The following is a 22,564-nucleotide window of genomic DNA, read 5'->3' as shown; positions in this document are numbered from 1 at the left end:
GGCCCCCGCGCGGACGTGGAACGCCGGCGGACCGTCCTCGTGGGGAGCACCTCATGCGCCGGGGACCGCGTCGGAGGGGGTCGCACCGGCGGGCTCGGCGTAGGACAGCCGCACGAAGCGGTCGCCGTCGTAGGTCAGCGAGGTCACGCTGGCCAGACCGCACTGCCGACGACGCGGGTCGTGCGCGTAGCGGCGTCCCTCCAGGTGCAGCCGCAGCGTCCAGATCGGCAGCTGGTGGCTGACGCACACCGCCGCGGCGCCGCGGGCGGCGTCCCGCGCGGCCTCGACGGCGGCCAGCATCCGCGCGGCGATCTCCACGTAGGGCTCGCCCCACGACGGGCGCAACGGGTTGCGCAGCTTCCACCAGTGCTGGGGCGAGCGCAGCGCGCCGTCCCCCACGCCGACCCGCAGGCCCTCGAAGGCGTTGCCCGCCTCGATCAGCCGGTCGTCGATCTCCACGGGCAGGTCGAGCTTGCCGGCGATCGGCGCGGCGGTCTGCTGCGCCCGTTCCAGCGGGCTGGACAGGACGTGGGTGAGGCCCTTGTCGGTCAGCCACTCGGCGGCGGCCAGGGCCATCGCCTCGCCGGTCTCGGAGAGCCGGTAGCCCGGCAGCCGGCCGTAGAGCACCTTCTCCGGGTTGTGGACCTCGCCGTGGCGCAGCAGGTGGACGACGGTCTGCTCGGCCATCAGGTGCTCATCCCGGAGGAGGCGTCGGCCGGCTCCTCGGCCGGCGGGGCGGACGACGGGTCGAAGGCCGCCGCGGCGCGGGCGGCGGCCGGGAGGGCGTCGAGGACCCGCTCGACGGCCTCGTCGTCGAGCGCGGCGCTGACGAACCACGACTCGAACGCCGAGGGCGGCAGGTAGACGCCGCGGGCGAGCATCGCGTGGAAGAAGGCGGTGTAGCGGGCGGCGTCCTGCGAGCGGGCGTCGTCGTAGTTGCGCACGGTGCGCTCGTCGGGGACGAAGAACACCGAGAACATGGAGCCGGCCTGCTGCACGCGGTGCGGGACGCCCGCGGCGAACAGCGCGGCGCTGGCCGCCCCGCGGAGGGTGACGGCGACCTCGTCGCAGCGGGCGTAGACCTCGTGGGTGCAGTGCCGCAGCGTGGTGAGGCCCGCGGCGACCGCGACCGGGTTCCCCGACAGCGTTCCCGCCTGGTAGACCGGCCCGGCCGGCGCCAGGTGCTGCATGAGGTCGGCGCGGCCGCCGAAGGCCGCGGCCGGCAGCCCGCCGCCCATGACCTTGCCGAAGGTCATCAGGTCGGCGTCCACCGGGTCCAGGCCGTACCAGCCGGAGCGGGACACCCGGAACCCGGTCATGACCTCGTCGACGATCAGCAGCGCGCCGTGCGCGGCGGTGATGCGGCGCAGCGCCTGGTTGAAGCCGTCCAGCGGCGGGACGACGCCCATGTTGCCGACCGCGGCCTCGGTGATGACCGCGGCGATCTCGCTGCCCCGCTCGGCGAAGACGGCCTCGACCGCGGCCGCGTCGTTGTAGGGCAGGACGACGGTGTCGGCGGCGGCGCCGGTGGTGACGCCGGGGGTGTCGGGCAGGCCGAGGGTGGCCACGCCGGAGCCGGCCGAGGCCAGCAGCGCGTCGACGTGGCCGTGGTAGCAGCCGGCGAACTTCACGACGACCTGGCGGCCCGTGACGCCGCGGGCCAGGCGCACCGCCGAGAGCACCGCCTCGGTGCCGGAGTTGACCAGCCGCACCTCCTCCACCGGCGGCATCCGGCGGACGATCTCCTCGGCCAGCTCCACCTCGCCCTCGGTCGGGGTGCCGAAGGTCAGGCCGCGGCGGGCGGCGGCGGTGACCGCCTCCACGACCGCGGGGTGGGCGTGGCCGAGGATCAGCGGACCCCACGAGGCGACGAGGTCGACGTAGCGGCGGCCGTCGGCGTCGGTGAGGTACGCGCCCTGGCCCTGCGCCATGAAGCGCGGCGTGCCACCGACGGCGCCGAACGCGCGCACGGGCGAGTTGACCCCGCCGGGGGTGACCCGCTGCGCGCGGGCGAACAGGTCGGCCGACGCGGGGGCCTCGTAGGCGTACGGGGGGCTGTCCAGCGAGGTCACGACCCCAGTGTCCCCTCCCTCTCGGACCGGCCGCCGGGGACGTCCGACACAGCCGCGAGCAGGACGCGTGACAGCGCAGCCGGGTCGCGGGTGGGCACCAGCACGGTGCGCCCGTCCGTCGTCCGCAGCGGCAGGCCCGACCGGCCGCGGGGCAGCGACCAGCCGCCGCCGAGCACCGGGGCGCCGGCGTCCACCCCCGCCGTCCCGGCGCCGACCGCGCGCAGGTGCGCGGCGTCGACGTCGGCCAGCGGCACCCGTTCCGGGCCGACCGACAGCGCCGGGTCCTCGCCGGTGGCGTCGACCCGGACCGTCCAGGCGCGGCGGGCGGAGACCACGCCCGCGGCCGCCACGCCCGGGACGGCGACCACCGCCAGGACCCACACGAGCGGCGACAGGCCGGGGCCGGGCAGCACCAGGTCCAGGACGACGACGAGCCCGAGGACCCCGGCGACCAGCCAGAACGGCCGCCAGGAGCCCCCGGGCTCGTCGTAGGACATCAGCGCTAGGGGCGGGTGGGGGACAACCACTGCGCGGCCTCCACCGCCCAGTAGGTCAGCACGGTGCCGGCCCCGGCGCGGCGGATCGCGGTGAGCGTCTCCAGGACGGCCCGCTGCCGGTCCACCCAGCCGTTGGCGGCGGCCGCCTCGAGCATCGCGTACTCGCCGCTGACCTGGTACGCGCTGACCGGGACGTCGACGGCGTCGGCCACCCGGGCCACGATGTCCAGGTAGGGCAGCGCGGGCTTGACCATGACCGCGTCGGCGCCCTCGGCGAGGTCCTGCGCCACCTCGCGCAGCGCCTCGTCGGCGTTGGGCGGGTCCATCTGGTAGGTCGAGCGGTCGCCGAACTGCGGCGCGCCCTCGGCGGCCTCGCGGAACGGGCCGTAGAAGCCCGAGGCGTACTTGGCGGCGTAGGCGAGGATCGGCGTCTCCTGGAACGCCGCGCCGTCCAGCGCCCGGCGGATCGCCGCGACCTGGCCGTCCATCATCCCGCTGGGGGCGATCACGTGCGCCCCGGCCTGGGCCTGCGCGATCGCCACCGAGGCGTAGCGGTCCAGCGTCGGGTCGTTGTCGACGACGCCGGTCGGGGTGACCAGCCCGCAGTGCCCGTGGTCGGTGTACTCGCACAAGCACAGGTCGGCCATGAGCACCAGCTCGTCGCCGAGGTCGGCGCGCAGCTGCTCCAGGGCGACGTTGACGACGCCGTCGGCGGCGTCGGCCTGCGAGCCGACGGCGTCCTTCTCCGACGGGATGCCGAAGAGGATCAGCCCGCCGATGCCGGCCTCGGCCGCCTCGTGCGCGGCCTTGCGCAGCGAGTCGGTCGTGTGCTGGACGACGCCGGGCATCGAGCTGATCGGCTGCGGCTCGGCGATGCCCTCCTTGACGAAGACCGGCAGCACCAGGTCGGCCGGGGCCAGCCGGGTCTGCGCGGTGAGCCGCCGCAGCGCGGGCGTCGACCGCAACCGACGCCCGCGCGCGAACCCGGGAATCGCCCCCCCGCTCACCTGTCCTCGCCGCCCTCCGCCTCGCGGAGGGACAGGGCGTGCTCGGCCAGGGCGTCGACCAGCGGGCCGACGGCGGCGGTCTCGGGCTGGACGTCGACCCGCAGGCCGAACTCCTGCGCCGTGGCCGCGGTCTGCGGGCCGATCACCGCGACGACGGTCCTGGCGTGCGGCTTGCCGGCGATGCCGACCAGGTTGCGCACGGTGCTCGACGAGGTGAAGCACACCGCGTCGAAGCCGCCGCCCTTGATCGCCTCGCGCACCGGGGCGGGCGGCGGGGCGGCCCGGACGGTGCGGTAGGCGGTCACGTCATCGATCTCCCAGCCGCGCTCCTGCAGGCCCGCGGCGAGGGTCTCGGTGGCGATGTCGGCGCGCGGCAGCAGCACCCGGTTGATCGGGTCGAGCACGTCGTCGTACTCGGGGAAGTCGGCCAGCAGGCCCTCGCTGGACTGCTGTCCGGTGGGGAGCAGCTCCGGCACGATCCCGAAGGCGCGCACCGCGGCGGCGGTGGACTCGCCGACGCAGGCGACCTTGACGCCGGCGAACGCGCGGGCGTCGAGGCCCAGCTCCGTGAACTTCTCCCGGACGGCCTTCACCGCGTTGACCGAGGTGAAGACGATCCAGCCGTAGCGGCCGGTGACCAGGCCCTTGACGGCCCGGTCCATCTGCGCGGGGCTGCGCGGCGGCTCGACGGCGATGGTCGGCACCTCGACCGGGACGGCGCCGTAGGCCCGCAGCCGGTCGCTCATCTCGCCGGCCTGGTCCTTGGTGCGCGGCACCAGCACCCGCCAGCCGAACAGCGGCCGGCTCTCCCACCAGGACAGCCGGGCGCGCTTGTCGACGGCCGACCCGACGGTGGCCACGACCGGGCCGCTGACGGCGTCCAGCCCGGCGGTCTTCTCGGCGACCGCGGCGAGCTTGGCGACGACGCTCCGCTGCCCGGTGCCCGAGCCGCCGGTGGTGACCACCAGCGGGGTGGAGCCGGACAGGCCGCCCTCGACCAGCCGCGCGGCGGCGTCGGGGAGGTCCTCGGCGTTGCCCTGCAGCACCAGCGGCGCGTCCAGGCTCTTCGCCGCGGCGGCGAGCGCCGCCAGGTCGGCCTCGCCGCCGCGCAGGTCGGCCGACAGCGAGGTGCCGCCGAGCGCGACACCGGCGAAGGCCGGCACTGCGGTGGCGGAGGCGACCCCGGGGACGACGTCGAAGCCGACCGAGGTGCGACCCACGGCCAGCACCTCCTTGACCACGTCGTCGGAGGTGAACGGGTCGCCGGCGACCAGCCGGACGACGGTGCCGCCGGACTTGGCGGCGGCCACGGCTGCCTTGGCGACCTCGGCCGGCTCCCCGCTGGCGGGGGTCAGCTCGAGCTCGGGCCGGTCGGCGCGCACGGCCTCGGTGACCGCCGGCGCGACGTCGGGGTCGACGAGGACGGTGTGCGCCTCGGCGAGTGCCGCGGTGGCCCGGGCGGTCAGCATCCCGGGGTCACCCGGGCCGGCGCCGACGAAGACGACCCTGGCGGCCGCCGCGCCGTTCTTGCGCGTCATGTCCTGCTCCTGGTTCTGGCCCCGGAGGGCTCGTGTGCGGGGGTACGGGAGGCCGGGGCCTGCTGCCCGGCCGGGGAGGTGTGGCTCATCGGGAGGCCGCCATCAGCTCGGCGGCGCCCCGGTCGAGGAGCTCCGCGGCCAGCTCACGGCCGAGCCGCTCGGCCGCGGTGGGCGGCCCGGTGGTCGAGCCGCGGACGCCGTCGCTGCCGTCGAGTGCGGTGACCGAGGCGCGGAGGAACAGCTCGGGGCCGTCCTCCCCCTCGGCCAGCTCGGCGTACGCGGCGACCGGCGCGCTGCACCCGGCCTCCAGCGCCGCGAGCGTGGTCCGCTCGGCGACGACGCAGGCGCGGGTGCCGGCGTCGTCGAGGGTGGCGAGCAGCTGCCGGGTGCGCTCGTCGTCGCCGCGGCACTCCACGGCCAGCGCGCCCTGCGCCGGCGCGGGGAGGACCTGCAGCGGGTCGAGGGTCTCGGTGACCGCCGACAGCCGCCCCAGCCGGGCCAGCCCGGCGCGGGCCAGCACGACGGCGTCCAGATCGCCCGGCACGACCCGCGCCAGGCGGGTGTCGACGTTGCCCCGGATCGGCACCACCTCGAGGCCGAGGCCCAGGGCGCGCAGCTGGGCGACCCGCCGCGGGGCGCCGGTGCCCACCTTCGCGCCCGCCGGCAGCTCGCCGAGGGTCAGGCCGTCGCGGGCGACCAGCGCGTCACGCGGGTCCTCCCGGGGCGGGACGGCGGCGATGGTGAGCCCCGGTTCGGGCAGCGTGGGCAGGTCCTTGTAGCTGTGGACGGCGACGTCGACGGTGCCCTCGAGCAGCGCCTGCCGGATCGCCGTCACGAAGACCCCGGTGCCGCCGAGCTGGGCGATCGCGGCCGAGGAACGGTCGCCCTCGGTGCTGATGGGCACCAGCTGGACCGGGACGCCGCTGGCCGCGGTGATCGCGTCGGCGACCGCCTGCGACTGGGTGGTGGCCAGCTGGCTGGCGCGGGTGCCCAGCCGGAGGGTGCCCGTGGTCGTCGTGGTGGAGGACACGGCCGTCACGCCGTCCCCCCGGGCCGCAGCTCGTCGGGGTCGACGGTGACCGCCTCGGCCAGGTTCGTCCGCGCCGGGATGACCTCGGCGTCGATGCCCAGGCCGAACAGCGCCCGCAGCGCGTCGGCGTAGTCGACGCCCCCGGGGGCACTGGCCAGCTCCTTGACCCGCACGGTGGGCTCGTGCAGCAGCTTGTCGACGACGCGTCGGACGGTGCGGGTGACCTCGGCGCGCGCGCGGGCGTCCAGGTCGGGCAGCCGGGCCGAGAGCCGGAGCAGTTCGGCGTCGACCACCTCGGCGGCCTGGCTGCGCAGCGCGGAGACCGTCGGCGCGACCGCGGCGGCCTGCCGCTCGGCCCGCAGCAGCGCGGTCTCGGCCTCGATGAGCGCGTGCGCCGCGGCGACGTCGTCCGCCGCGACCGGGCTCGCGGAGGCGCGCCCGTCGGCACCCCGCTCCCCCTGCAGCAAGGCGAGATCGACCACGTGCACGCCGGGCAGCGCGGCCACGCCGGGGTCGACGTCCCGCGGCAGCGCCAGGTCGATGACGACCAGCGGCCGGTCGGGCCCGGCGGACCCGACCCTGGACCGCATCGCCCCGGCCACCACCTCGGTGCCGATGACGGTGCCGCGCGCGCCGGTGCAGGTGACCAGCACGTCAGCGGCGGAGATCTCGGCGGGCAGGTCGGCGAGGTGGGCGGCCCGGCCCTCGACGGCGGTCGCCAGGCGCTGGGCGTGCGCGGACGTGCGGCTGCTCACCGTCACGGCGGCGCCGCGGCGGGCCAGCGTGGTGGCGGCCAGGGCGCCCATGGAGCCAGCGCCGACGACGAGCACCGGCCGGCCGACGAGCGAGCCGATGCGCTCCTCGGCCCGGTCGAGGGAGACCGACACCAGCGAGGCGCCCGCCTTGTCGATCCCGGTCTCGGAGTGGACCCGCTTGCCGACCCGCAGCGCCCGCTGCGCCACCGGGTGCATCGCCCGGCCGACGGTGCCCTGCTCGCGGGCGAGGGCGTAGGCGTTGCGCAGCTGGCCGAGGACCTGCGTCTCCCCCACGACCATGGAGTCCAGGCCGGCGGCGACGGTGAACAGGTGCGCGACGGCCTGGTCCTCGTAGTGCACGGTGACGTACGGGGAGAGCTCCTCCACCGTGGCGCCGGCCTGGCGGGCCAGCACCCGGCTGACGTCGGTGACGCCGCCGTGGAACCGGTCCACCTCGGCGAAGACCTCGACCCGGTTGCAGGTCGCCAGCACGATCGCCTCGCTGACGTGGTCGCTGCCGATCAGCTCGTGCAGCGCCTTGACGGTGTCGTCGGCGCCCATCGCGAACTGCTCGAGAAGTGCGACGGGGGCGGTCTGGTGGCTCACACCCACCGCGAGCAGACTCACGCGGTCACCTCCACGGTCGGTGCGGCGGCGCTGCGCTGCTGACCGAGGAACGCGAGCACCTGCAGTTCGACGGAGAGGTCGACCTGGCGGACGTCGACCCCCGCGGGCGCGTTCAGCGCCAGCGGCGCGAAGTTCAAGATGCTCCTCACCCCGGCCGCGGTCAGCCGGTCGCAGACCGACTGGGCGACGTCGGCCGGTGTCGCGATGACCCCGATCGTGGCCGCCGTGGCGGCCACCACCTCGTCCAGCTCGTCCATCGGGCGCACCGGCTGGCCGCCGATCCGCCGGCCGACGCGGTCCGGGGCGGCGTCGAAGAGCCCGACGAAGCGGAACCCGCGGCTGCCGAAGCCGGCGTAGTCGGCCAGGGCGGTGCCCAGGTTGCCGATCCCCACCAGCACGCAGGGGCGGGACCGCTCGACGCCGAGGACCCGGGCGATGCGGTCGCGCAGGGTGGCCACCTCGTAGCCCACCCCGCGGACCCCGCAGGGGCCCAGGTGCGAGAGGTCCTTGCGCAGCCCGGCCGGGTTCACGCCCGCCGCCGAGGCGAGCTCACCCGAGGAGACGTTGCTGCGCCCGCCGTCGGCCAGCCCGGTCAGCACGCGCAGGTACACGGCCAGCCGGGCGACGGTGGCCTCCGGGATCCGGGGCCGGGGTGAGGACACGGGCCACTCCTCGTTGGCGCTCGTCGACCCCGTGCCCTGGGGGGCTGCGCCGCCGCACGACCTCGCAGGCTCGGTCATGTGGCACTCCACAAACGGTCACGCCCGGAGTTCCGGCGGGTGCCGGATGCGGTCGAACGACATCGGGGACCCGGGCGGTCCGCCGCCCGGCGACCGCCACGGTAACCGCTTGTGAACGCAGGAACAAAGTCGCTGGGGGGCCAGGAGGCCACTCCGCAGCGCAGACGCGCCGTGCTGTGGTGGAGACCATACCCCGCGTCCCCCTGATCGACCTGCGCGGGTGAGCCGGGAGCTCCTGCAGGCCGGCCCCGTCCGACCGCCCCCGTCGACGGACGCACTCCCGCGCTGTTCCACCCGCTCCCGCGCCGTTGCAGCAGCGCGGGAGTGTCAGGAACGGCGCGAGAGCGCGCGGCTCGGCACATCGGCGACGTCAGCGCCGCGCGGAGGAGCCCTGCTACAGGCCGAGGTCCCGACGCAGCCGGGGGACGTCGACGGTGAAGTAGGAGTGCTCGCGCCCGTCGAGCAGCACGACCGGCACCCGGTCGCCGTACTCGGCCTGCAGCTCCGGGTCGGCGTCCACGTCGACCTCCGCGACCGCCAGCCCGGCCTCGGCCGCGAGCCGGTGGACGGTCTCCGCGGCCACCGCGCACAGGTGGCAGTCGGCCCGGGTCAGCAGCTGCAGCCGGGGCGCGTCAGCGGTCACCGTCGCCCCCGGACGCCGTCGGCTCCTCGTCGGCGCGGGCCAGGCCGAGCTCGCGCAGCCGGGCCCGGCTGACCTTGCCGGTCAGCGAGTGCGGCAGGGCGCCCAGCACGTGCACCGACGTCGGCACCTTGTACCGGGCGAGGGACGCCGCGGCGTGCTCGCGCAGCTCCTCGAAGCCGAGCTGCCGGCCCGGCCGCAGCGCGACCACGGCCCGGACGGCGGCGCCGGTGTGCGGGTCGGGCACGCCGATGACCGCGCTCTCCGCGACGACCGGGTGCGCGTCGAGCACCCGCTCCACCTCGGCGGGGTAGACGTTGAAGCCGCTGACCAGGATGAGGTCGCTGCGCCGGTCGACCAGGTGCAGGTCGCCGTCCTCGTCGGCGTAGGCGAGGTCGCCGGTGGCCAGCCAGCCCTCGGCGTCGGGACCGTCGACCCCGCCGGGCCAGTAGCCGGAGAAGAGGTTGGCACCGCGCACCCAGATCTCGCCCGGGCCGTCCTCGGCGAGGTCGCCGGACGTCGAGACCTCGTCCCCCTCCACCGGCTCGTGCAGCGCGGTGTCGCGCAGCTGCAGCTCCACCCCGGGGATCGGGCCGCCGATGCAGTGGGGCTTGGCCCGCCCGGTCGCCAGGGTGCTGGCCACCACGGGGCTGGCCTCGGTGAGCCCGTAGCCCTCCCACACGGTCACCGCGGCGCGCTCGCGCATCGCCGTCCAGACCTCCTCGGGCAGCGGCGCGGCACCCGAGGTGGCGATGCGGACGGCGGCGAAGGCGCGGCGGAGGAGGGCGTCGGACCCGGCGGCGTCGGCGACGGCCAGCCAGGCCTGGAACACCGGCGGGGCGCCCAGGACCGCGGTGACCTCCTCGCGCGCCATCACCTCGAGGGAACCGGCCGGGTCGAAGGACTCCACGAGCACCGCGCAGGCGCCGGTGGCGGCGACCAGGCCGAAACCGGCGTTGAGCCCGTAGACGTGGAACAGCGGCAGCACGAGCAGGACGCGGTCGTCGGGCCGGACCGGCGGCGGGTCCATCCGCAGGCACTGCTCCTGGTTGGCCCGCAGCGCGGCCGCCGACAGCATCGCGCCGCGCGGCCGGCCGGTGGTCCCGCTGGTGTAGGAGAGGAAGGCCGGCGCGGTGCCCGGATCCCGCCCGACCTCCTCGGGGACGGCCGGCGGCGGGGCGTCGTCCGCCGGCGGGCCGGCGACCACCGGCACGCCGGCCACCGGGGACCGGTCGTCGGTCGCGACGAGCATCGACGCCCCGGAGTCGGTGAGCAGGTACTCCAGTTCCGGGTCGGTGTAGGCGGTGTTGACCGGGACGACGACCAGGCCGGCGCGCAGGGCGCCCAGCGTCGCCAGCAGCCAGTCGACGCCGTTGGGCAGCTGCACCGCCACCCGCTCGCCCGGGGTCAGCCCCCGGGCGGCGTAGCCGGCGGCCGCGCGGTCGACCTGCGCATCCAGCTCTCCCCAGCTCAGCCGCTCCTCGCCGGCCACGACGGCCGGCGCGTCCGCGCGGTCCTGCGCCGCCGCGCGCACCAGCACGGACAGCGAGCTACCGACGTCGGTCATCGACACCTCCTCGGGTGGAGCGCCATGGTCCCCCCGGGGCGCCTCGCACCGGCGTCTGACCGGGCGGCGTGGACGGACTGCAGTGATGTTGTCACCACGCGTTCCGACCCGCAGTGCCGCGGCCCGTACGCCGGGCCCGGGCCTCTCGGGCCGGGGACGACGCCGGTCCCCCGCGGGTGGACGAGGAGGACGGACGCATGCCAGGGTCGCGCCCTGCGGACGGTCGCATGCCGGCAGTCCCGCCCGTGGCGCCCACCGACCGCCGTCCGCGCCCCACCTCCCGTCCGCGACCCACCCCCACCCACGCGTCGCCGGCTACCCACCCGCCGCCGGCGACACACTGCCCGCACCGGAGCCCCTGCCGCGCTCCGCCCCATGCCCGAGGCGGAACGCGGGGTCCCGCCCGGGGAGGCCACGGCACCGCCCGACGACGTCGCCGCCGAGCCCGACGAGGCCCACGCGCAGGAGGTCGCCGAGGAGCTCGCGGCCCGGCGCCGGTGGTGCCCGACGCCCCGGCGGTCGAGTCGCTGCTGCCGGTGCCCGACCTCCCGGTGCCGCAGCCGACGCCCGCGGAGCCCGACGCCCCACTGCTGGACACCCCGCTGCCGATCTGCATCCGGCCGCTGGTCTGCTGACTCCCGAGGGGCCGAGCGGTGCCGAGGCCCCCGGCCGATCCCCCGTGGGACGCCACTAGGGTCGGGTGTCCACCGGCCGCCCGCGAGGGCGGTGGAGGAGCGACAGTGGAGGTCGTCGTGCCGGGATTGCCCTTCCGCGGCCGCCGCGCGCGCTCGGCGGACGTGCCGGACGAGGAGACGCGGGCGCACGTCGCCGGTGCCGCCTCGGCCGCGGCCGCCGAGGTGGAGCCGGCGCCGGCCGCCGTCCCGGACCTGACCGCGGCGGCGTTCTTCGACGTCGACAACACGATGATGGTCGGCGCGTCGATCTTCTGGTTCGCCCGCGGCCTGGCCGCCCGCAAGTACCTGACCGCCCGCGACATGACGCGCTTCGTGTGGCAGCAGGCGAAGTTCCGGATCGCCGGCAACGAGAGCGCCGACGACATGCACACCATCCGCGAGAGCGCGCTGGCCTTCGTGGCCGGGCGACCGGTCACCGAGATCGTGCAGGCCGGCGAGGAGATCTACGACGAGCTCATGGCCGACCGGATCTGGGCCGGTACGCGGGTGCTCGCCCAGCAGCACCTCGACGCCGGGCAGCGGGTCTGGCTGGTGACGGCGACGCCGGTGGAGCTGGCCAGCATCATCGCCCACCGGCTGGGGCTCACCGGCGCGCTGGGCACCGTCGCGGAGGTGGTGGACGGGCACTACACCGGCCGGCTGGTCGGCGAGCTCATGCACGGCGAGGCCAAGGCCGAGGCGGTCCGGGCGCTGGCCGGGAGAGAGGGCCTGGACCTGTCGCGCTGCACGGCCTACAGCGACAGCTCCAACGACCTCCCGATGCTCACGCTCACCGGCCGCGCGATCGCGGTGAACCCCGACACCGAGCTGCGCGCGGTCGCCCGGTCCCGCGGCTGGGAGATCAGGGACTTCCGCACCGGCCGCAAGGCCGCGAAGACCGTCGTCCCGACCGTGGCGGCCGCCGCCCTCTCCGGTGGGCTGGTCGGCGGCGCGCTCGCCCTCCGCCGCCGCAAGCTGAGTTGATCTGTCGGCCTACCGGCCTCGGACCGCGGCCAGGTGCCGTCCCCCGGTTGCGCTGAGCCCTGCCCGACGCTCGATCGCGGGAGCCTCCGGCCCCCCGCTCCTCGCGACACCACGCAGGGCGGCTCTCGTGGCATCCGCGGCCAGGTGCCGTCCCCCGGCTGCGCGGAGCCCACCTGCCCCTCCTCGAGGAGGCCTCCGGCCCCCACTCGTCGGGGCTCAGGTCCAGACGGACTTGCGCTGCAGGAGCAGCTGGTAGAGCGACTGCTGGATGGTCTCGCGCACCTGATCGGTGAGGTTGAAGACCAGCATCGGGTCCTCGGCGGCGGCCGGACCGTAGGACGCCGTCTCGATCGGCTCACCGAAGGCGATCAGCCACTTCGACGGCAGCGGCACCAGCCCCAGCGGGCCGAGCGCCGGGAAGGTCGGCGTCACCGGGAAGTAGGGCAGGCCGAACAACCGGGCGACGGTCTTGACGTTGCCGATCATCGGGTACGTCTCCTCGGCCCCGACGATCGCGCACGGGATGATCGGCGCCCCGGTCCGCAGCGCGGCCGTGACGAAACCCCCGCGACCGAAGCGCTGCAGCGTGTACCGCTCGCGGAACGGCTTGCCGATCCCCTTGAACCCCTCGGGGAAGACCCCGACCAGCTCGCCACCGGTCAGCAGCCGCTCGGCGTCCTCGTTGCAGGCCAGCGTGGAGCCGAGCTTGCGCGACAGCGAGCCGATGAACGGCAGGTCGAAGACCAGGTCGGCGCCGAGCAGCCGCAGGCGCCGGCGGGCGGGGTGGTCGTCGTGCAGTGCCACCGTGGTCATCATCGCGTCGAGCGGCAGGGTGCCCGAGTGGTTGGCCACGACCAGCCCACCGCCGGTGGTGGGCACGTTTTCCACGCCGTGGGTCTCCACCCGGAACCAGCGCTCGAACAACGGCCGCAGCAGCGGGAGCAGGACGTGGTCGGTGAGGTCGGGGTCGAAGCCGAACTCGTCGGTGTCGTAGTCGCCGGTCACCCGGCGGCGGAGGAACTCCAGGCCGCCGGCGACCTGCTCCTCCCACGAGGCGGACGACGGCGGTGGGACCCGCGGCTCCTCGTCGTCGGGCCGCAGCGGGATGACCCGCGCCTCAGGCATCGCGCACCGCCCGCAGTCCCGGGGACGGCGGCGCCGGCCGCAGCCGCTCCCCCACCGTGCCGGCCGTCGCGCCGATGCGGGCCACGAGGTCCTGCGCCCGCCCGGTGACACCGGCGACCACCCCGGGCGGGATGACCGGCACCACGGTGGTCGCGTAGTCGGCCAGCGCCTGCTCGGTGGTGTACCGGGGGGTGTAGCCGAACTCGTCGCGCAGCACGGTGGTGTCCACGACCCGGCCGAAGTTGAGGAAGCGCATCTGTTCCGGGGAGTAGTCGACGAACCCGAACCGGCGGGTGAACCGGCCCAGCGAACCGAGTGCGGGCGAGGGCAGGGGGACCTGCAGCCGGCCGAGCCGGCGGATCACCTGCGACAGCAGCAAGGTGCCCTCACCGCCGACGTTCACGGTGCCGGCGAAGTCACCGGTGGTGGCCCGGGTCAGCACGGCCAGGGCGTCGTCCTCGTGGAGCAGCTGGACGCGGGCGTCGTACCCCAGCGCCGTGGGGACCAGCGGCATGCGCAGGAACGAGGTGAGCACCGAGTCGATGCGCGGACCGATGAAGTTGGTGAAGCGCAGTGCGGCCACCCCGACGTCGGGACGGCGGCGCGCGAAGGACCGCACGTAGCCCTCGATGTCGACGCTGTCCCGGGCGAAGCCGCCGGAGGGCACCCGGCGGGCCTGCATCTTCTCGGTGAAGACCGCGGGGTCACGGGAGGAGGCACCGTAGACGGCGCTGCTGGACTTCAGCACGAACCGGCGGACCGACTCAGCCCGCTGACAGGCCGCCAGCAGCTGCATCGTGCCGATGACGTTGAGCTCCTTCATCGGCCCCCGCCCACCGGAGCCGGCGGGCGTGGAGCTGATGTTCATGTGCACGACCGTGTCGACCGAGGCCGTCGCGATGACCTTGCCGATCATCGGGTTGCGGATGTCGGCCCGCACGAACTCGGTGCGGCCCAACCGGCGGAGCACCTCCGGCGACGGGGGGACGGTGTCCACCCCGATGACGCGCTCGATGGCGCGGTCGCGAGCGAGCTCGGCCGCCAGCGCACCCCCGAGCCACCGGCTCACACCGGTGACCAGGACGACGGCGGGCGGCACGAGCGTCAGCTCACTTCTTGTTGCGGCGCTGGACGCGGGTCTTCTTCAGCAGCTTGCGGTGCTTCTTCTTCGCCATCCGCTTGCGGCGCTTCTTGATGACCGAACCCATGTGCGTGCTCCCGACGTCGTTGCGGCGCGGCGGCCACCGTCGACCGGGAGGTCGCACCGGGCGCCGCGCGAGGTGATCAGCTCGTGTGCGACGACCCGGACCGCACTGGCCCCGGTGTCGCTCGGCGTCCGAGCGTACCCGGCGGCCCCGCGGCGACGCTGCCGCGTGGGGCTGCCGGCGTCCGGACCCACCCGCAGGGGGTGGGGTGGTGCAGTGGCGGCCCTCCTGCAGGGTCCCGCCGCGAGCCGGTGAGGCACTAGAACGGCCGCCCTCCAGGGACCCGCGCCGAGCGTGCGAGGCGCGGGGAGAAAGGGGCCTTCGTCAGGCGATGTCGGTGTAGGCGTCGCGCAGGTAGTCCTGGACGGCGCGCTCCGGGACGCGGAACGAGCGGCCGACGCGGACGGCGGCGAGCTCACCGGCGTGCACGAGGCGGTACACGGTCATCTTGGAGACGCGCATCATGCTGGCGACCTCGGCGACCGTCAGGAAGGTGACGGCGGCGCGGGGAGCCGGGACCGGCGGGCGGCCGACGGGCATGGCGGCCGGGTGCTGCGGCGGGACGGGGCGGGCCATGGTGGCGGCCTGGATCGGCCGGCCGACGGGGCGCGGGCCGGGGACGCCGGGACGGGCGTAGGCGGCGGGAACGGTGCGCTGGGGCATGGTCATCTCTTCATCTCCGGACCTAGCACGCGCTGGGCGTCGGCTTCCCCACCGACTACGGAGCCCGCATGTGCTGACACAGAGAGTAGGGGGACGTGCGTGACAGAAGCGATGGAAGAAACGAACAGGGGGAACGGTCCGTCCTGGGCAGAACTACACCTATGTAGCTACGTCGACATGTGCCCGGGCGCGTCGTGGGCGACCCGTGGCGACGCAGTCACGCTGTGTCGACACATCGACGCCCCGCCGGGATACGGTCACCGGTCGCGCGCGGCCCGTCCGAGTTCCACCGAGCGCGCGTGCGCCGCCTCGATGGCCGCGATCAGCGCCGCGCGCACGCTGTGCCGCTCCAGTTCCCGGATGGCGGCGATCGTCGTCCCGCCCGGGCTGGTGACCGCTTCCCGCAGCTGCACCGGGTGCTCGCCGGAGTCGCGCAGCATCACCGCCGAGCCCAGTGCGGTCTGCACGATGAGGTCCACGGCCAGGTCGCGCGGCAGGCCGAGCAGGATGCCGGCGTCGACCATCGCCTCGACCAGGTAGAAGAAGTAGGCCGGCCCGCTGCCCGACAGGGCCGTCACGGCGTCCTGCTGGGCCTCCGGCACCCGCCGCACCCGACCGACGGCGGCCAGCAGCGCCTCGGCCTCGTCCAGGTGCCCCTCGTCGGCGTGGGCCCCGGCCGACAGGACGCTCATCCCCTCGTCGACCAGCGCCGGGGTGTTGGGCATGACCCGGACGACGGGGACGCCCTCGGGCAGCGCCGCCTCGATCGTCGACGTCGGGACGCCGGCGGCCACCGACACCACGAGGTGGCCGGCGTCCACCTGATCCGCCAGCAGCCCGAGCAGCGTGCCGATGTCCTGGGGCTTGACGGCCAGCAGCAGCACCCGGGCGCGGGCGGCGGCCTCGGCCAGCCCCAGCACCGGGACGCCGTACCGCTCCGCCAGCTGCGCGGCGCGCTCGGGACTGCGCTCGCAGACCACGATCCCCTCGGGCCCGCTGCGGCGGACCAGGCCCGAGAGCAGCGCCTCCCCGATCTTCCCGCCGCCGATGATCGCCAGGCCGGCGCGGCGGGCCTCCCCCGCGCTCACGACCGGCCCGCCGGACGGAGGGCGGGGGTCGCCGGACCCGAGCGCAGGACCACCCGCACCCGGTACCCGCCGGCGACCAGCCGGCGCTGCTGCTCGCTGCGGACCTGCCACGGCATGACGTACTCCCAGCTGTCGGGGGCTCGTTCGTTCCAGGCGGCGCGCTCGCCGGCGATGGCGACCAGCCGCGGGTCGGTCGTGCCGACGCCGGGGCGCCCGGCCCCGCTCATCAGCACGTCGAGGCAGCGCACGAAGGCCAGGTCGGCGGCCGCGCCACGCCGGCCGGGCAGGTGCGCGCCCGTCAGCCGCACCCGGCCGCCCGCCAGGGCACGGCAGCGCTCCTCGGCGCCGGCGTCGGCCGCACGGACCACCACGGTGACCGGCCCGACCGACGACACGAGGGCGTCCACCGCGGCCGGGGCGCCGTCCAGCGCGACGTCCAGCCCGGCGTCGGCCGCGGCCCCCACCACCCCGGCGGCCGTGGCGCCCAGCCGGTCGACGGGGACGGTGAGCTCGCAGGCGCCCGCCAGCCCGGCGCCGGCCACCCGGGCGACGAGGTCGCGCAGCTCGGCGGCGGGGTCCGCGGCCGGCGTGTGCTCGAGCGCCACCGCGCACCCCGCCGCGGTGGCGTCGGCGGCGGCGCGGACCGGGTCGGCGACCCGCCGGCCGGTCCGGGGGAGCGCGTCGAGCAGGCGGCGCACCGGGGGTGTGATCTGCGCACGCACGGGGCCGAACCTAGTGCTCGCGGCGTGTGTGCTCCTCGGTGGGCGGGGTAGCCGCCGCCGCATGGCTGACGAACTCAACGGGTTGAAGGTGGCCGTCCTCGCGACCGACGGCGTGGAGCAGGTCGAGCTCGACCGGCCGTGGCAGGCGCTCGAGGAGGCCGGCGCCCAGCCGGAGCTGGTGTCCCTCGAGGCCGGGGAGATCACCGCCTACCAGCACATCGACAAGGGCGACACCAAGAAGGTGGACGCGGTGGTCAGCTCGGCCGACCCCGACGAGTACGGCGCGCTGGTGCTGCCCGGCGGGGTCATCAACGGCGACTTCATCCGCGCCGACGCCGACGCGGTGGCCTTCGTGAAGGCCTTCTTCGAGGCAGGCAAGCCGGTGGCGGCGATCTGCCACGCGCCGTGGGTGCTGGCCGAGGCCGACGTCGTCCGCGGACGGCGGATGACCTCCTGGCCCTCTCTGCAGACCGACCTGCGCAACGCGGGCGCCGACTGGGTCGACGAGGAGGTCGTCGTCGACGGCAACCTCGTCACCAGCCGCAAGCCCGACGACCTCGACGCGTTCGACGCCGCGATCGTCGAGCACTTCGCCGCCGCGGACCAGGACGAGGTCGCCGACGACAGTTAGGACGGCGGCCTGGTGACGTACTGGAACGGCCACCCTTCAGGGGCCCGCGCCGGGCCTGCGAGGCGTGGGGAGAAGGGTGGTCCTCAGGCGGTGGCGAGCAGGCCGGCGGCGGGCGCGATGGTGAGCAGGGTCCCGGCGAAGACCAGCACCGCCACCAGCCGCGCGCCGGCCGGCTCCCGGTCCTGGCGCTGCCGCCACGCGCTGACACCGCCGACCAGCCCGGCCACGGCGACCGGGGCCAGCAGCACGGCCACGTAGGGCAGCTGCTGCCACAGCACGGTGAACAGGAAGTAGATGCCGACCCCGGCTGCCAGCGCGAGCACCAGCTCGCCGATGAAGCGCAGCCAGGCCACCGCGCCCTCGCGGGGCCCGGCGTCCTCGTCCTCGAGCATCGGCGGGTCGTCGGTGCGGACGACGGGGATCGGGCCGGTCCGCGGCCCGGGGTCGGCACCGGCCGTCCGCGCGCGGGGCGCCCGCTCGCGGACCGTCCCCTCCCGCCCGGCCCCCTCGCGCGCCGCGCCCTCACGCGTGGCCCCGGCGGCCGCCGGGACGCCCGGCTTGCGGGAGGGCCGCAGGCCCGGGATGGCGGCGGTCGAGGGCTCGGGCTGCCGGCGTCCGACCCGCCGCTCCGGCGCCGGCGCGTCGGCGCCCTCGATCTTCTCCCTGACCCGGTCCCCGGGCCGGCTGCCGGTCCGCTCCCCGGCACGGTCGCTCGCGCGCCGGCCGAACTCCGGCCGGTCGGCGACCCGCCCGGTGTCCCCGGAGCCGCGCTGGCGGACGCCGGTGTCCTCGAGCTCGTCCCCGCGGCGGCGCCGCCCGCGGGTCGGCGACTCGACGCCTGCCTCGCGCAGGATGTCGGCCAGCGGCCGGCCGCCGGTCTCCGGGTCGCGGCGCCCCTCGCCGCGGCTGCCGGGAGGAGTGCTCATCTCTCGTCCTCCAACGAGTCCAGTCGCCGGAGGATGACGCCCTCCCGCAGCGCCCACGGGCAGATCCGCACGGACGGTACGTCCAGCGCCCGCATCGTGGCCCGCGCCACGACGGCGCCGCCGGGGATCTGGTGGGCGCGGTCGGGCGAGACGCCCTGCAGCTCGGCCAGCGCCGAGGACTCGATGCGCGCGACGAACCCGAGCAGCTGCGCCAGCCCCTCGAGGGTCAGCTGGCGCGGAGCGCGCAGCCCCGCGGAGTAGGGCGCCGCGCCGGTCAGCCGGGCCATCGTCCGGAACGTCTTGGAGGTCGCCGCCACCAGGTCCGGTGGACCACCGGCCAGCAGCTTCTTCGCCGCCGGCTCGAGCAGGTCCGCGGCGTACTCGTCGAGCTCGGCGAGGGCACGCAGGTCCGGACGTCCGCCGGTGCGCGCCTCGGGCAGGAAGCGCCGGGTCACCCGGCCGGCACCCAGGGGGAGCGACAGCGCCACGTCGGGGTCCTCGTCCAGGCCGCTGGCCAGCTCCAGCGACCCGCCGCCGATGTCGAGCACGAGCAGCCGCCCCGCGCTCCACCCGAACCACCGGCGAACGGCGAGGAAGGTCAGCCGCGCCTCGTCCTCGCCGCTGGTCACCTGCAGCTGCACGCCGGTCCTGCGCCGGACCCGCTCCAGCACCTCCATGCCGTTGCGGGCCTCGCGGATGGCGGAGGTGACCAGCGCCAGCACCTCGTCGCAGCCCTGCCTCTCGGCCTGCTCGCACGCTTTGCGCACCGCCCTGAGCAGCGCCTTCTCGCCGTCCTTGGACAGCAGGTCGTCGTCGCCGACGTGCTCGGCGAGGCGCAGCAGCCAGCGGTCGTCGTGCTGCGGGGTCGGGTGGCCGCCGCGATGGGCGTCGACCACGAGCAGGTGCACGGTGTTCGAGCCGACGTCCAGCACCCCGAGCCTCATGCGGTCAGTCTGCATGGCCCCCTCCGGAGGCTCGCGGCGAGCGGGCGAGGCGCGAGGGGGAGGGGGTCTCTCTAGGCTGGCCGGGTGCACGACGTCCCGCCCGAGGTGCCGCTGGACTTCGCCCGGGAGTGGATCGAGTTCCCCGACCCGACCGATCCGCACCACGTCGTCCGCGCCGACCTGACCTGGCTGTCGTCGGCCTGGACGTGCGTCTTCGGCCGCGGCTGCGCCGGTGTCGTCGAGGGCCGCCCGGACGATGGCTGCTGCAGCCACGGCGCCTTCTTCACCGACGAGGACGACCTGGCCCGGGTGACCGCCGCCGTCGCCGACCTCCCCGACGAGGACTGGCAGCTCGCCCCGGTGGGACGCGGCGCCTGGACCGAGGAGGACCAGACCGATGACGACGGCGGCGTGCGCTCGTTGCGCACCCGGCTGGTCGACGGCGCCTGCGTCTTCCTGAACCGGCCCGGCTTCCCGGGTGGCACCGGCTGCGCGCTGCACCGGATGGCGCTGCGCGAGGGGCTGCACCCGCTGCTCACCAAGCCCGACGTGTGCTGGCAGCTGCCGGTGCGCCGCGAGCAGGAGGAGGTCGAGCGCCCCGACGGCACGACGGTGCTGGTGTCGAGCATCGGCGAGTTCGACCGCCGCGGCTGGGGCCCCGGCGGGCACGACCTGCACTGGTGGTGCACCGGCTCACCGGCGGCGCACGTCTCCGCCGAGCCGCTCGTGGTCACCTACGAGGGCGAGCTCACCGCCCTCCTGGGGCCGGCGGCCTACGCGGAGCTGCGCCGGCTGACCGAGGAGCGGCTGGACCGCGGCCTGGTCGCCCCCCACCCGGCGAGCCCGTCGCCCGTTCCGGTGACGCTGCACCGCCGCCGTCCCTGACAACTCCCCCGACCGAGGGTCGGACGACACCGACCGGTCACGTCGCGCCACTACCCTTCCCGCGACGCGACCGACGACCGGACGGCGGGACAGTGACCGAGGAGCGCGCGACGGCGGGCCCTCCCCCGGCCGGGGGGCGCTCCGACAACGCCTTCCTCGCGCTCGTCCGCATCCCGGTGTTCCGGCGGCTGTGGGCCGCGATCGCCGTCTCCAGTCTCGGCGACTGGCTGGGGCTGCTGGCCACGACGGCGATGGCCCAGCAGCTGACCCGCGGTGAGTCCCTGGCGGTGCAGGGCGCGGCGATCTCCGGCGTCATCCTCACCCGGCTGCTGCCCGACCTGGTGCTGGGTCCGCTGGCCGGGGCGCTCGCCGACCGGCTTGACCGGCGGACGACGGTGGTCGTCGGGGAGCTGCTGGCGCTGACGCTCTACCTGTCGATCGCGGTCACCTACGAGCTGACCTGGCTCTACGTCGCCCAGTTCCTCGTCGAGGCCGTCGGGCTGTTCACCAACCCGGCCAAGCAGGCGATGTGGGTGTCGGTCGTGCCCCGCGAGCGGCTCGCCGTCGCCAATCAGGTGTCGTTGTTCTCCGTGTACGGCGCGGTCCCCGTCGCCGCCCTGCTGTTCGCGCTGCTGTCCACGGTCAGCCGACTCCTCGGCGAGGGAGACGGCAGCGAGGCACGGACGGCGATCGTCGTCGCCCTCGTCGTCAACGCCGCCAGCTTCGGCCTGAGTGCCGCCACCGTGCTGTCCTCCCGCCGGCTCATCCCGGGCACGCCGGTCGACCGGGACGGTGCGCAGCGCAACGTCCTCTCGTTGGTCGTGGAGGGCGTGGCCTTCCTGCGCGGGCAGCCGTTCATGCGTGCCCTCTACGTCGGCGTGATCGGCGCGTTCGGCGCCGGGGGGCTCACCGTCGGCGTCGCGCAGCTCTACGTGGCCACGCTTCGCGCCGGGACCGCCGGCTACTCGGTGGTCTTCGGCGTGGTCTTCACCGGCCTGGCCATCGGCATGCTGGCCGGGCCGCGCGTCCTGCCCACGGTGCCGCGGCGCAGCGTCTTCACGCACGCCATCGGGCTGGCCGGCGTCGCGCTGCTGGGGATGTCGCTGCTGCGGGACTTCGTGCTGGCCACCGCCGCGGCGTTCTGCGTGGGCCTGTTCGCCGGCGTCAGCTGGATCATCGGCTACACGCTCATCGGGTTCGAGGTCGAGGACCGGCTGCGCGGCCGGGTCTTCGCCTTCGTCATCTCCTCGGTGCGCATCGTCCTGCTGCTCGCGGTGGCGGTCGGTCCCGGGCTGGCCGGGCTGCTGGGCACCCACGACGTCCGCCTCGGCGACCTGGTGCTCACCCTCACCGGCCCCGGCCTGACGCTGCTGGTCGGCGGCGTCATCGCCCTGGTCGTCAGCGCCTACGCCACCCGCCAAGTAGTACCCGCCCGCTCGCGCACCCGCGTCCGCGACGTGCTGCGGCTGCTGTGGGGCCGCTCGGACCTGTTCTCGGCCTCCCCGAGCGGCGTCGGGCTGTTCGTCGTCGTCGAGGGGGGCGACCGCGAGCTGACCCGCCGCTACGCCGCGGACCTGGCCCAGGTGCTGCGCGACCGTGGCTGCCCGGTCGAGGTCACCGCCGAGCCCAGTGACACGCGGCTGGGCCGGCAGGTGCGCGGTCTGCTCTTCCCGACCGCACCCGGCTCGGGCAGCGGCGTCCCGCAGCCGAGGCCGGCCGTCGACGACACCGGCCGCCCGGTCACGGCGCACACCGCCGCGCTGCTGGCCGCCGCCGACCGCGCCCAGCACGTCGCGACGGTGATCCGCCCCGCCCTCGAGGCCAACCGGGTGGTGGTCAACACCCACTACGTGGACACCTCGATCGCCTTCCACGGCGCCGGCCAGGGGCTCGACGGCGACCGCATCCTCCGGACGTCGCTGTGGGGCACCCACGGGCTGCTGCCCGACCTGACCGTCGTCGTCGACTCCCCGGTGACCTCGGCGCCCGCGGGTGCGGACGCCGAGGCGGTGCGCGGCGCCTTCCTCGCGCTGGCCGAGGCGGCACCGGACCGCTACGTCGTCGTCCCCGGGGAGCTGCTCGGCACCGGAGCCGGCGAGGGCCTGGTCTCCCCCGTCGTCCGCCGGCGGCTGGCGACCCTGGTGGCCACCCGCTACCCGGCCGCCGCTGGGAACGGGTCGGCGACGCCCGACGCGACCGCTTCCGCTGCCGTGGAACGGGCCGGTCGCTCCGTAGGCTGACCCG

General features: G+C 75.9%; 23 protein-coding genes. 5 read left to right on the top strand and 18 right to left on the bottom strand.

Translation table 11 applies throughout. The annotated features are described in order from the left end of the window. Positions 1-51: 51 nt before the first annotated feature. The 10 genes from ACWIX7_RS15855 to ACWIX7_RS15810 all read right to left on the bottom strand — a co-directional run bounded on the left by ACWIX7_RS15855 (position 52) and on the right by ACWIX7_RS15810 (position 10,473). Positions 52-687: a histidine phosphatase family protein gene (locus ACWIX7_RS15855; protein WP_448617411.1), complete on the bottom strand. Its 636-nt coding sequence runs from the start codon at positions 685-687 to the stop codon at positions 52-54. Continuing rightward, positions 687-2,072, bottom strand: a complete 1,386-nt coding sequence (hemL, locus tag ACWIX7_RS15850) for a glutamate-1-semialdehyde 2,1-aminomutase (protein ID WP_448617410.1) — start codon at positions 2,070-2,072, stop codon at positions 687-689. Before hemL ends, ACWIX7_RS15855 begins: the two co-directional genes overlap by 1 nt. Beyond that, positions 2,069-2,569 (bottom strand): hypothetical protein, encoded by a 501-nt coding sequence (locus ACWIX7_RS15845; RefSeq protein ID WP_448617409.1) that lies wholly within the window; start codon positions 2,567-2,569, stop codon positions 2,069-2,071. Before ACWIX7_RS15845 ends, hemL begins: the two co-directional genes overlap by 4 nt. A 5-nt stretch (positions 2,570-2,574) precedes the next feature. Further along, on the bottom strand, positions 2,575-3,576 hold the full coding sequence (gene hemB, locus ACWIX7_RS15840) for a porphobilinogen synthase (protein WP_448617408.1): 1,002 nt from the start codon (positions 3,574-3,576) through the stop codon (positions 2,575-2,577). Next, entirely contained in the window at positions 3,573-5,114 is a 1,542-nt protein-coding gene (locus ACWIX7_RS15835) for a uroporphyrinogen-III synthase (RefSeq protein WP_448617407.1), read from the bottom strand. The genes hemB and ACWIX7_RS15835 overlap by 4 nt, the downstream gene beginning before the upstream one ends. 85 nt (positions 5,115-5,199) lie before the next feature. Next, positions 5,200-6,153, bottom strand: coding sequence for a hydroxymethylbilane synthase (gene hemC, locus ACWIX7_RS15830; protein ID WP_448617406.1), 954 nt, complete (start codon positions 6,151-6,153; stop codon positions 5,200-5,202). Further along, positions 6,150-7,526: a glutamyl-tRNA reductase gene (locus ACWIX7_RS15825; RefSeq protein ID WP_448617405.1), complete on the bottom strand. Its 1,377-nt coding sequence runs from the start codon at positions 7,524-7,526 to the stop codon at positions 6,150-6,152. The genes hemC and ACWIX7_RS15825 overlap by 4 nt, the downstream gene beginning before the upstream one ends. Beyond that, a complete protein-coding gene (locus tag ACWIX7_RS15820; RefSeq protein WP_448617404.1) occupies positions 7,523-8,188 on the bottom strand; it encodes a redox-sensing transcriptional repressor Rex in 666 nt (221 codons plus the stop codon). Before ACWIX7_RS15820 ends, ACWIX7_RS15825 begins: the two co-directional genes overlap by 4 nt. A gap of 472 nt (positions 8,189-8,660) precedes the next feature. Then, positions 8,661-8,909: a glutaredoxin family protein gene (locus ACWIX7_RS15815; protein WP_448617403.1), complete on the bottom strand. Its 249-nt coding sequence runs from the start codon at positions 8,907-8,909 to the stop codon at positions 8,661-8,663. Further along, positions 8,899-10,473 carry an AMP-binding protein gene (locus ACWIX7_RS15810; protein WP_448617402.1) on the bottom strand — a complete coding sequence of 525 codons (1,575 nt, stop codon included), beginning with the start codon at positions 10,471-10,473 and terminating at the stop codon, positions 8,899-8,901. Before ACWIX7_RS15810 ends, ACWIX7_RS15815 begins: the two co-directional genes overlap by 11 nt. A gap of 500 nt (positions 10,474-10,973) precedes the next feature. Between ACWIX7_RS15810 and ACWIX7_RS15805 the strand changes: the two genes are divergently transcribed. Next, complete coding sequence (locus tag ACWIX7_RS15805; RefSeq protein WP_448617401.1) at positions 10,974-11,108, top strand: hypothetical protein; 135 nt, start codon at positions 10,974-10,976, stop codon at positions 11,106-11,108. Positions 11,109-11,213: 105 nt separating this feature from the next. Beyond that, positions 11,214-12,131 carry an HAD family hydrolase gene (locus ACWIX7_RS15800; RefSeq protein ID WP_448617400.1) on the top strand — a complete coding sequence of 306 codons (918 nt, stop codon included), beginning with the start codon at positions 11,214-11,216 and terminating at the stop codon, positions 12,129-12,131. A gap of 216 nt (positions 12,132-12,347) precedes the next feature. On the opposite strand, the gene ACWIX7_RS15795 is transcribed toward ACWIX7_RS15800, so the two are convergent. From ACWIX7_RS15795 to ACWIX7_RS15770, 6 genes are all read right to left on the bottom strand, one after another. Beyond that, entirely contained in the window at positions 12,348-13,256 is a 909-nt protein-coding gene (locus ACWIX7_RS15795; protein WP_448617399.1) for a lysophospholipid acyltransferase family protein, read from the bottom strand. Next, positions 13,249-14,355, bottom strand: a complete 1,107-nt coding sequence (locus tag ACWIX7_RS15790) for an NAD-dependent epimerase/dehydratase family protein (RefSeq protein WP_448617398.1) — start codon at positions 14,353-14,355, stop codon at positions 13,249-13,251. The genes ACWIX7_RS15795 and ACWIX7_RS15790 overlap by 8 nt, the downstream gene beginning before the upstream one ends. 10 nt (positions 14,356-14,365) lie before the next feature. After that, complete coding sequence (locus ACWIX7_RS15785; RefSeq protein WP_012854759.1) at positions 14,366-14,464, bottom strand: 30S ribosomal protein bS22; 99 nt, start codon at positions 14,462-14,464, stop codon at positions 14,366-14,368. 321 nt (positions 14,465-14,785) lie between these two features. After that, on the bottom strand, positions 14,786-15,124 hold the full coding sequence (locus ACWIX7_RS15780) for an excisionase family DNA-binding protein (RefSeq protein WP_448617397.1): 339 nt from the start codon (positions 15,122-15,124) through the stop codon (positions 14,786-14,788). 257 nt (positions 15,125-15,381) lie between these two features. Further along, positions 15,382-16,212, bottom strand: coding sequence for a pyrroline-5-carboxylate reductase (gene proC / locus ACWIX7_RS15775; RefSeq protein WP_448617396.1), 831 nt, complete (start codon positions 16,210-16,212; stop codon positions 15,382-15,384). Continuing rightward, entirely contained in the window at positions 16,209-16,934 is a 726-nt protein-coding gene (locus ACWIX7_RS15770) for a hypothetical protein (protein ID WP_448617395.1), read from the bottom strand. Before ACWIX7_RS15770 ends, proC begins: the two co-directional genes overlap by 4 nt. A gap of 61 nt (positions 16,935-16,995) precedes the next feature. On the opposite strand from ACWIX7_RS15770, the gene ACWIX7_RS15765 reads away from it, so the two are divergent. Continuing rightward, positions 16,996-17,565 carry a type 1 glutamine amidotransferase domain-containing protein gene (locus ACWIX7_RS15765; RefSeq protein WP_448617394.1) on the top strand — a complete coding sequence of 190 codons (570 nt, stop codon included), beginning with the start codon at positions 16,996-16,998 and terminating at the stop codon, positions 17,563-17,565. An 83-nt stretch (positions 17,566-17,648) separates the two neighbouring features. Here the strand turns inward: ACWIX7_RS15765 and ACWIX7_RS15760 are convergent, their stop codons facing one another. Both ACWIX7_RS15760 and ACWIX7_RS15755 read right to left on the bottom strand, forming a co-directional pair. Then, complete coding sequence (locus ACWIX7_RS15760; RefSeq protein WP_448617393.1) at positions 17,649-18,491, bottom strand: hypothetical protein; 843 nt, start codon at positions 18,489-18,491, stop codon at positions 17,649-17,651. Next, complete coding sequence (locus ACWIX7_RS15755; RefSeq protein ID WP_448617392.1) at positions 18,488-19,435, bottom strand: Ppx/GppA phosphatase family protein; 948 nt, start codon at positions 19,433-19,435, stop codon at positions 18,488-18,490. The genes ACWIX7_RS15760 and ACWIX7_RS15755 overlap by 4 nt, the downstream gene beginning before the upstream one ends. Before the next feature lie 84 nt (positions 19,436-19,519). Between ACWIX7_RS15755 and ACWIX7_RS15750 the strand changes: the two genes are divergently transcribed. Continuing rightward, complete coding sequence (locus ACWIX7_RS15750) at positions 19,520-20,320, top strand: hypothetical protein (RefSeq protein ID WP_448617391.1); 801 nt, start codon at positions 19,520-19,522, stop codon at positions 20,318-20,320. Between the two features lie 92 nt (positions 20,321-20,412). After that, positions 20,413-22,560, top strand: a complete 2,148-nt coding sequence (locus ACWIX7_RS15745) for a bifunctional MFS transporter/dTMP kinase (RefSeq protein WP_448617390.1) — start codon at positions 20,413-20,415, stop codon at positions 22,558-22,560. Positions 22,561-22,564 lie beyond the last annotated feature (4 nt).

Source organism: Geodermatophilus sp. URMC 65 (genome assembly GCF_053502545.1).
The sequence above is the reverse complement of the archived record's forward strand: the minus strand, read 5'-3'. Positions and strand labels throughout refer to the sequence as shown.

What these genes read in the sequence shown, in the direction of transcription:
- ACWIX7_RS15755 (WP_448617392.1), bottom strand. Translation starts at nt 19,435, where the DNA reads ATGAGGCTCGGGGTGCTGGACGTCGGCTCGAACACCGTGCACCTGCTC.
- ACWIX7_RS15835 (WP_448617407.1), bottom strand. Translation starts at nt 5,114, where the DNA reads ATGACGCGCAAGAACGGCGCGGCGGCCGCCAGGGTCGTCTTCGTCGGC.
- ACWIX7_RS15760 (WP_448617393.1), bottom strand. Translation starts at nt 18,491, where the DNA reads ATGAGCACTCCTCCCGGCAGCCGCGGCGAGGGGCGCCGCGACCCGGAG.
- ACWIX7_RS15845 (WP_448617409.1), bottom strand. Translation starts at nt 2,569, where the DNA reads ATGTCCTACGACGAGCCCGGGGGCTCCTGGCGGCCGTTCTGGCTGGTC.
- ACWIX7_RS15785 (WP_012854759.1), bottom strand. Translation starts at nt 14,464, where the DNA reads ATGGGTTCGGTCATCAAGAAGCGCCGCAAGCGGATGGCGAAGAAGAAG.
- ACWIX7_RS15780 (WP_448617397.1), bottom strand. Translation starts at nt 15,124, where the DNA reads ATGCCCCAGCGCACCGTTCCCGCCGCCTACGCCCGTCCCGGCGTCCCC.
- ACWIX7_RS15765 (WP_448617394.1), top strand. Translation starts at nt 16,996, where the DNA reads ATGGCTGACGAACTCAACGGGTTGAAGGTGGCCGTCCTCGCGACCGAC.
- ACWIX7_RS15810 (WP_448617402.1), bottom strand. Translation starts at nt 10,473, where the DNA reads ATGACCGACGTCGGTAGCTCGCTGTCCGTGCTGGTGCGCGCGGCGGCG.
- ACWIX7_RS15855 (WP_448617411.1), bottom strand. Translation starts at nt 687, where the DNA reads ATGGCCGAGCAGACCGTCGTCCACCTGCTGCGCCACGGCGAGGTCCAC.
- ACWIX7_RS15795 (WP_448617399.1), bottom strand. Translation starts at nt 13,256, where the DNA reads ATGCCTGAGGCGCGGGTCATCCCGCTGCGGCCCGACGACGAGGAGCCG.